Annotated in this window: 1 protein-coding gene; it reads right to left on the bottom strand. The window is 73.3% G+C overall.

Going from position 1 to position 442, the window contains the following annotated elements:
- Positions 1-393: head completion/stabilization protein (locus J5M67_RS28690; protein WP_207888710.1), on the bottom strand; the 393-nt coding region annotated here is incomplete at its 3' end.
- Positions 394-442: the final 49 nt, after the last annotated feature.

Raw genomic sequence — 442 nt, 5'->3', positions numbered from 1 at the left:
GGCCAGATCGGCCGCGACCTGGCCGCCGCTCTTCGTCGTGTCGTAGCCGCGGTACTTCTCCGTCACGTCCGCGTGCGTCAGGTGGTACACCGCGCGCCGGTAGCGGGCCACGTGTGCCGATTCGCCATCGATGCGCGGCGCCGGCACGTCGGCGAGCGTCGCCGCGCCCGCCGCGCGCTGCCGGGCGCGCCACGCGGCGAGCTCGTCGTTCACGGTCAGCAACGCGTCGCGCGCGGCGTGCCGCAGCCGCTCGGCCGTCACGGTGCCGTCCAGGCGCATCGCGTCGCGCAGGGCGGACAGATCGATGTCCGGGAAGAAGCCGTCGTTCGTCAACGTGCCGTCGATCGGCGTCGCCGCGACGGCGGGCGCGGCGGTGGCAACAAAGCTGTTCATGGTCGGTTCGCAATGAGGTGGCGGTGGACCGGCGCACAAGGCCCGTGAC

Origin of the sequence: Pseudomonas sp. 30_B (genome assembly GCF_017491605.1) — a bacterium.
Taxonomy (GTDB): domain Bacteria; phylum Pseudomonadota; class Gammaproteobacteria; order Pseudomonadales; family Pseudomonadaceae; genus Pseudomonas.
Note: the sequence above shows the minus strand (reverse complement) of the source record. Positions and strands in the feature narration are given on the sequence as shown.